This is a genomic window from Micromonospora sp. LZ34 (assembly GCF_052981855.1).
This window is the reverse complement of sequence record NZ_JBRIQN010000103.1, coordinates 1-7,993: the sequence shown is the minus strand read 5'-3', so window position 1 is coordinate 7,993 and position 7,993 is coordinate 1. Positions and strand designations below refer to the sequence as shown.

4 protein-coding genes and 1 pseudogene are annotated in these 7,993 nt (G+C 71.7%); all 5 read right to left on the bottom strand.

All coding sequences use genetic code 11. The features are described 5' to 3' along the window. Window positions 1-408: pseudogene (locus ACVCAH_RS37020) on the bottom strand (hypothetical protein); the annotation flags it as partial. Window positions 409-675: 267 nt separating this feature from the next. Then, window positions 676-4,695, bottom strand: a complete 4,020-nt coding sequence (locus ACVCAH_RS37015; RefSeq protein WP_447140866.1) for an AfsR/SARP family transcriptional regulator — start codon at window positions 4,693-4,695, stop codon at window positions 676-678. 178 nt (window positions 4,696-4,873) lie between these two features. Continuing rightward, complete coding sequence (locus ACVCAH_RS37010) at window positions 4,874-6,172, bottom strand: hypothetical protein (RefSeq protein ID WP_447140865.1); 1,299 nt, start codon at window positions 6,170-6,172, stop codon at window positions 4,874-4,876. Between the two features lie 16 nt (window positions 6,173-6,188). After that, complete coding sequence (locus ACVCAH_RS37005; protein ID WP_447140864.1) at window positions 6,189-7,301, bottom strand: TOMM precursor leader peptide-binding protein; 1,113 nt, start codon at window positions 7,299-7,301, stop codon at window positions 6,189-6,191. Between the two features lie 337 nt (window positions 7,302-7,638). Then, entirely contained in the window at window positions 7,639-7,812 is a 174-nt protein-coding gene (locus ACVCAH_RS37000) for a hypothetical protein (protein ID WP_447140863.1), read from the bottom strand. Window positions 7,813-7,993: the final 181 nt, after the last annotated feature.

The window sequence follows — 7,993 nt, the reverse complement described above, 5'->3', positions numbered from 1 at the left end:
CAGCACGATCGGCGCGTCCGGTGCCAGCGAGCGGCCGATGTCGGTGACCGGGGCGATCCCCGTGGCTGCGGCGTCCAAGCCGGGCACGTGCACCAGGATCGGCGAGCCGGGGCTGAAGCCGTCCTGTCGGTTCCATTCGGCCGGGTTGATCGGGGTGCCGTGCACGTTGGCGGGCATCGAGAAGGCAGCGAACCGCACGCGCTTGCCGGTGGGGCTGGCTGGATCGGGCACGGTGAAGTAGTCGTTCGGGAACGGCAGCAGACACGCGGTCGGGTCGATCGGGTCGCAGTCGCCGTGCGCGGCCGGTTGCCGCGTGGGCGGTTCGGCGGCTGCGGCGGTGCCGAGCAGTACCGTACCGACGGTCACCAGTACGGACACGGCGAGACGGAGCCGTCTGGGGGTGGTCACACGCATCTCCTTCGACGGTGGACGAAGTGGACGGATCCACGGAGCCGACGCTGGTGGGAGGAGCCGGGGGTGAGGCGTGGTGTTCTTCCTACGCCGGCCAACGGATCTCGGCAAGGGCCTGACCACCACCGCCCGGGCGTTGACGTTCACCGGGGCGCGATGCTCGCTGCTCTTCACCCCTGGGTCGCATGGGGTCGACCGATCTGGAGCCGCCCGCGTGCGAAGGACAGACGTACGTCGAGCCAACCTGCGGGCCCGTTGAGCGGGTCACCGCCGCCTGACGCCGACGGTACTGACCCGGCCAGCTACTTCTGCCGCCGCGGACCGGTCCTCACCACCGTGGTCGCCGTCGCCGGCGCCCAGCTCGTCGCTGGACGCGCCACCGAAGCCATCCGCCTGGCCGAGGGCGTCGGCATGGTCGCCGTGGCCGCCGACGTCGAGACCGTTCTCGGCCACGCGGCCCGGGCGACGGCCCTCAGCGGGACGCGACGTCCAGCGGTCGGGATCGGTGTCGGCCAGGAATCGTTCGATCCCGGGATCGCGGCCCGTCACGCAGTTGTCCAGGATCTCTCGCGCGGCGGAACGGCTCGACTCGGCGAGGCCGACGTTCCCGGTCATCCGGTGCACCCGAGCGGACTGCCGCAGCACGATGCCGTACAAAAAGGGGCGGCCGAGACCTTCGGCGAGGTGACCAGCGCGGTGCAGGTCGGCAAGGGCGGCCTCAGCTTCACCGCGCCGCACCGCTACTTCGGACCGGACGATCAGACCGTGCCATTCCGCCTCGCCGTATCCCACCTCGCGGGCCTCGGCGATCCCGCGGTCCAGCCACTGCCGGGCTTCCTCAGGCCGGCCCTGTCGGACCAGGGCTCGGCCGACTGACACGCGGGACATCGCCAGGAACCGGTCGCCCAGCGCCTGCCGGACCTCCAGTGCGCGGCGGGAAAAGCGTTCCGCGGCCGCCGGGCGGCCCAGGACGTCGTACGCCTCGCCGAGGTTGTGCAGGCTGATTGCCAGATTGAAGTCGTTACCCGTGTCCCGGTGCAGCCGGTACGCCTGCACGAAACACGAGACGGCGTCGGCGGGCTGGTCGATCTCGTAGAGGATCAGACCGATCAGCTGCAGCGTAGTGGCCTGCAGAGGATCGCCGGTACGCTTCCGTATCGCCAGTGCGGTCCGGAGATGCGCCAGCGCTTCCTCCGGGTCACCGAGTCGGTGCCTGGCCAGCCCCAGTGAGGTCAGCGCCAGCGACTCACCCAATGGATCGCCGGCGGCGGCGTCCCGGGCGAGCGCTGCCAGCTCGCCGAGTTCCGTCCAACGTGACCGGGGCGTCAGGTAGTGGCCGATCGCCCGCAACAGATCCAGTGCGGCCTCGCCGGGATGACGGCGAGCGACAGCCAGCAGCGCGGGGAGTTCGCGCTCCAGCCATCGGTTGGCAGCCGTCGGGTCGACAAAAGTCATGGCATGTGGCGACTCGACCGGACCGCGGTCGAGCGGGCCCGGCCGGACCATGTTGGCCGCCGCCCAGGCGGTTGCCACGTAGTAGGCGATGATGCGCTCTGCGGCGGCGCGCGTCTCGTGACCGGTCTCGTCGCCGTCGATCAGTTCCTGACCCGTGAGGCGGAGCAGGTCGTGAAGTCGGTACCGGTCGGACTCGAGCAGCTCCAGCAGCTGCAGTTCGACCAGCCGCTCCACGACGGCGTCGGCTCGGGCCGGCGGAACGTCCAACAGCGCGGAGACCGCGGCGGCGTCGATCGGCTGCACGGCCAGCTCCGCCAGCAGCCGGAAGGCCTGAGCCGCCTGCTGGTCTACCAGGGTTCCGGATTCCTGCAATTGCTGGTACCCGGAGCGCAAGCAGGCGCGGACGCTGATCTGCGGAAGCTCCAGCAGGTCCAACCGGTTCCGCTCGTCGGTCAGCCGATCCGCCAGCCGGCGGAGCGGCAGCGTCGGGTGAGCGGCCAACCGGGCACCGACCACCCGCAGCGGCAACGGGAGGTGCTCGCACAACCGGGCAAGCCGGGCGGCCTGCTCCGGCTCTGCCGTTACCCGTTCCGCACCGATCAGCTCGGCGAGCATCCGCACGGACTCCGCGGGTGACAGCGGGCCGACCGGCACGTGCGCCGCACCGTCCAGCGAGTTGAGCATCATCCGGCTGGTCACCAGCACCAGGCAGTCCGCCGACGCGGGCAGCAGCGCACCGACCTGGTTGGCGTCGACCGCGTTGTCGAGCAGGATCATCACCTTGCGGCTGGCCGACAGGGATCGGAACTGGGCGACCGCCTCCGCCTGGTCCCCACTGATCGCGGAGGCAGGCAGGCCCATGCCGGTCAACAAGCGGGTCAGTGCCGCGAGCGGGGTGAGCGGAGTGAGCGCCGGGGTGGAACCCTGCAGGTCCAGGTAGAGCTGGCCGTCCGGGAACCGGTCGGCGAACTTGTGCGCCAGCCACACCGCCAGGGTCGACTTCCCGGAGCCGGCGGGACCGTTGAGGGCGAGCACGGCGGGACGCGCCCGGGTGCGGGACGCTCCGGCGGCGAGCCGCAGGGCGGTACGCTCCCGGACCCGGCCGACCAGCACGGCGGGTGCGGGCGGCAACTGTCGCGGTCGGACCCCGGCCGGCACCGGACCGCTGACCGGATCGCTCGGTCTCCAGAGCGTCCGGTCCTGCGTCAGCACCGCGCGGTGGGCCTGCCGCAGATCCGGCCCCGGTTCGATGCCGAGCTGCTCACGCAGGGCCAGCCGGGCACGTTCGTACGCCTCCAGCGCGCCGGCCGGATCGCCGGACTGGCTGAGCCCGTTCATCAACAGGGCGTGCGCCCGTTCCCGGGTCGGATTGGCATCGACGTGCCGGCGCAGGAGCGGCACCGCGTCGCTTGCCCGATCCAGTCGCAACAGCAGGGCGGCCTGCTCCTCCACCGCATACGTGAACTCCGCGTCGAGTTGCGCGGTGTACCAGCTGAGCAGCGGTCCGGTTCGCACGTCGGCGAGCGTCACACCGCGGCGCAGGGCGAACGCCCGGCCCAGGAGGGACAACGCCTGGTCCTGATCGTTGGCGGTCCGAGCGGCCCGGGCGGCGCCGGTCAGCTGTCGGAAGGTCTGGGCGTCGAGCTGGTCCGGCGCCAGGTGCATCACGTAGCCACTCCGGGCGGGCACCAGCAGGTCTCGACCGGCCGGGCCGAGGTGGTGCCGGATGGCGTCGACGCGTTCGCGTAGTTCGGCGTGGGCCGCCGGCGGCGGATCCATTCCCCAGATCTCCTCGGCCAGGGTGTCAAGATCAACGGAGTCGCCGGCCCGCACCAGCAGGCAAGCGAGCACGATGCGGGATCGGGATGGAAGGGCCGGGAGCGCTGAGCCGTTCCGTTCCACCCGCAGCGGACCGAGCAACCCGAACCACAGGACTTCAGGCGGCACAGAACGTCGCTCCGTCGTCGCGGTCCTGGTCTGGCGATCGGTGTCAGCGGTTGACTGGCCCGCCGGCCTCGGCGCCGAACCACCGCGAGGGGTCTCCTGGCGGAGTTCTCTGAGCGTGGGCTCGGGCACGACCTGGAGGCTGGGATCGTTGCGCAGGATCAGGTCCCGCAGCCGCACCAGCTCCGGTGTCGGATCGACGCCGAGTTCCTCGGCCAGCCGGCGGCGAAGCTGGTCGAAGCGGTCCAGCGCCTCGCCCGGCCGGTTGGTCAGGTACAGCGCCCGCATCAGCCGCCCGACCAGCGGCTCGCGCCACGGGTACGCCTCGACGAGTTCCAGCAGCCGGCCGATCACCTCGTCGTACCGGCCGAGGCTCAGTTCGAGATCGAGGCGCCGCTCGACCACGGTCATCCGGCGCTCGTCGAGACGTTGAGCGGCGGCGGACAGCGCCGGCGTACGCAGGCCGTCGAGCGCCGGACCGTGCCACAGCGCCAGCGCCTCCCGGAGGCTGGCCACGGCCACCTCCGGCGCGCCCTGGTCGACGAGCCGGTCGGACTGGCGGACCCGTGCCTCGAATACGTCCAGGTCGAGCTGACCGCCGGCAACCGTCAGCAGGTATCCGGAGCCCTGGGTGCCGATGACGTCGGCGGCGAGTCCGGCCCCGCGCATCGCCCGCCGCGCGGCGGCCACCCGGTTGCGGACCTGCACCTCGGCGCTCGCCGGGGGATGGTCGCCCCAGGCGGCGTCCACGAGCCGGGAGACCGGTACCAGGCGGTTGGCTTCCAGCAGCAACGCGGCCAGCATGGCCTGGCTGCGCGGGCCGCCCACGCGTACCGCCCGGTCGTCGACGCGCACCTCGACCGGACCGAGCAGCCGGAACGTCACCGCTGGCACCTGTTCGCCCTCCGAAGCGCCGATCAGGGCGACCGCGATCGGTGGATCGCGGTCGCCGTGTCAGGCTCGACAGTAGGCGAGGGCGGGAAATCGGCAACGTGGGTATCCGGGTGGAGTGGCGACCGGCCAGCCGGCCGAGCGGGTCAGCCCACCCGGTCAGCCGGCCCCGTCAGCCGGCGGGCATCGGCTCGGCCTGCGGCACGTCGCGGGCGGTGGACGGCGGCCGGCGGCGCCGGGCGTGCCGGCGGTAGAGCGTGCCGAGGAAGATCGCCTGCAACGTGCCCTCGACCATCAGGACGAGCGCCCCGTCCACGGCCGCGAGCAGGCTTCCACCGGTCGCACCGGCGACCACCGCCGAGCCGGCCTTGACCGCCCCGTGCAGGATGATCGGGATCCCGAATCCGACGAAGCTGGCCAGCGCGACCGTGCTGCCGAGCACGACCGCCGCCGCGTAGATCCGCACCGCGCGGCGTTCGTGCGGCGGCAGGTCCGCGCTCGGGTCCGCCCCGGCCGCCGCCACCCGGCGGGGCAACGCCGCATGGCCGCACCGGCGCAGCAGGTGCCGGGCGTACGCGAGACCGTCGTGGAACAGGTTGCGGCACCGCAGCAGGTCCAGCAGGACGAAGTAGAGGTCGGTCCGCATGTAGACGTGCAGTTGCACCGCCATCGACATGACGATCACCAGCACGACGGCGGCCAGCAGTCGCTCGACCAGCGGATGCGGCGCGGCGTAACCGATCACCAGCAGCGCGCCGCAGACGACGGTGAAGTCCCAGAGCAGACCGCTGAGGTAGACCCGGTACCGGTACCGGCGCGGCACGGACCAGATCGCCGTCACGTCGGTCTCCAGCACCAGGTGGTGCAGCCGGGTCCCGAACCGGATCCGGGCCGGCGCGCCCAGCGAGCGGGCCGCGACCAGGTGACACAACTCGTGGAGGATCGCCGTGACCGAGAAGAGCGCGGTGTTGACCAGCACGGCGAGGCCGACGTAGTCGGTCCAGAAGAAGTCGCGGTACGAGGGCAGCAGCTCGGGACGCCGTACCACGGCGACCAGGGTCGCCGCGACCAGTGCCAGGTAGCCCAGCTTCGCCACGGGGCTGAAGAGCCAGCTCACGTGCCGGGCCCGCAGGCCGGGCAGGTGCGGCCGGAGCGGGCGGTGCGGGTCGACGACCGGCCGGCCGTCGACCTCGGCGACCATGCCCGCCTCTCGCAGCGCCGCCACCAGGTCCACGAGGTCGACGTCGACGTCGTGCTCGGTGGCGAGCCGGTGCTCGGCCGCGCCGATCGACAGCCCGGTGTCGAGCAGTTCAACGGCCCTGGCGCCGATCGCCGGCAACTCCACGAACTCGCCGACCTCCGGCCGGCCCACCACCACCGTGTCCGGGTCGTCGTCGGACGGTCGGACCCGGAGCGGGTGGAACCGGACCCGGCTGTCAGCCGCCGGCAGCGTCTCCGTCGTCTCCGCCACGGCCACCACCTCGTCCTCAGCTCCGGTTCTCGGCGTCGGCCCCGCAGGAGGGACAGTCGGGGTCACGGGGGACATCGATGAAGTACTGGTGGTCCCAGCGGGCAGTGCTCTGATGGAAGACCCGGCCGGCGACCTGCTGGGGTAGCCCGGCGAGGTGGTAGAGAACCTCCAGCGCGCAGAGGTGACCGGCCACGTTGGCGCCGGCCGCGATGACCGCGTTGGGCCGCGGCACGTCGGTCAACCGTCTGCCGTCGGTCTGCAGCTCGTGCTTGTCCGGTCGCCGTCCCAGGCAGGTGTAGCAGCCGGTCCGGTACGGCAGGAACGAGCCGACGACGGTCATCGGGCCGGTGTAGGCCGCCATGAACCAGGGCGTGCGAGTACGCAGCGCCGCCTCGTTCGTCCAGCTCTGGATGAGGCGCTCGGGCTTGTCGGCGCAGAGCACGAAGGCGTCGCAGTCGGCCATCAGCGGTGCGAGCTCCGCGGCGCGGCTCACCTGGCACTCCTCGCCGGTCACCGCCACCAGGGAGTTCATCGCCCGCAGCCGTTCCACCGCGACCTTCACCTTCGGCTGGCCGACGTCGCGCTCGGTGTAGAGCAGCTGGCGGGTCAGGTTCGGCTCGTCGATGACGTCGAAGTCGACACAGTGCAGGTTGCCGACGCCGCTGGCGACCAGGCCGGCGGCCACCGCGGTGCCGGTGCCGCCGAGGCCGAGCACGCCGACGCGGGCCCGCCCGATCCGTGCCTGGACCTCGTAGGGCGACTGGCGCGGAGCGGGGTCGATCCAGGAGTAGAAGTGCCGTGCGCGGTCGTACCGGGCGGCGGCCTCGGGCGGGAAGCCGTCGGGCAGCGGCGCGCCGGCGTCCTCGATGAACCCCTGTTCGATGAGCTGGTCCACCACCTCGCGGACGCTGTCCTCGTCGAGATCCGGGTGGGTGACGGCGAGGTCCGCATAGAGCTGGGCCAGGTCCCGGGTTCCGTCCAGCAGCGTCAGGATCCGGGCTATGGGGCCCTCCTCGTCGTCCTGGATCTCGGCGGCGATGCCGTACTGCATCAGGCCGATGAGCAGGCGGTTGCCGGGCAGGGCGTACGGCTCGTGGACACTCTTGACGCGCGGCCGGAGCATGCGCATCCGCGACCTCACAATCCTCACTTGGACAGGTGGGAAGAGACGGCCGGGTCTGCCGGCGTCCGGATGGAACCCGGGCAGAACGGCACTTCGGCCGCCACCCCCGATGTCTTGCAGCGACCGAAGTGCCGTTCGATGCTCAGGCGCTCTGGCCCTCGCGGATGACCGTCGTCTCCAGCCGCTCCAGCTTGCGGACCTTGAGCGCCAGCTTCTTCTTGCCGGTCTGCTCGACCTTGGCCTTCTCCATGACGTGCCTCCTTGGGTTGCATCGCCTCCCGGTCACCCCGGAAGGTGAGCCCACCCTGTCGCCGGCCGTCATCAGCTGAGCACAAGTTGATCATCAATGGCCGGTGGCGACCGTTCCGGCCGCGCGACCACACCCGCGGACTGCAGTGGGGCGGTGGAAGCGGGTCTGCGGGGAAGGCGTCGTCGATGCCTGGTGCGGCCGGTCGTAGTTGTATTCGGCGACGAACGCGTGCACGGCGGCCTGGGCCTGCTCGACGGTGACGAACACCCGGCTGTCCCGGCCGAAACTCCCCCTCCGGCGACCCCCAGGGGTCGGGCGACCCCCCACACGGGTGTCCTTGGTCAACCAGTACGGACGCATCTACCTGCCCGGTAGTGCTGATTGCCCTGCACGCGGCCGTCGCCATCTAAGCTACTCAAAGTACGGTGCTCGAATGACCCACGGTCCC

What these genes read in the sequence shown, in the direction of transcription:
- ACVCAH_RS37005 (WP_447140864.1), bottom strand. Translation starts at nt 7,301, where the DNA reads ATGCGCATGCTCCGGCCGCGCGTCAAGAGTGTCCACGAGCCGTACGCC.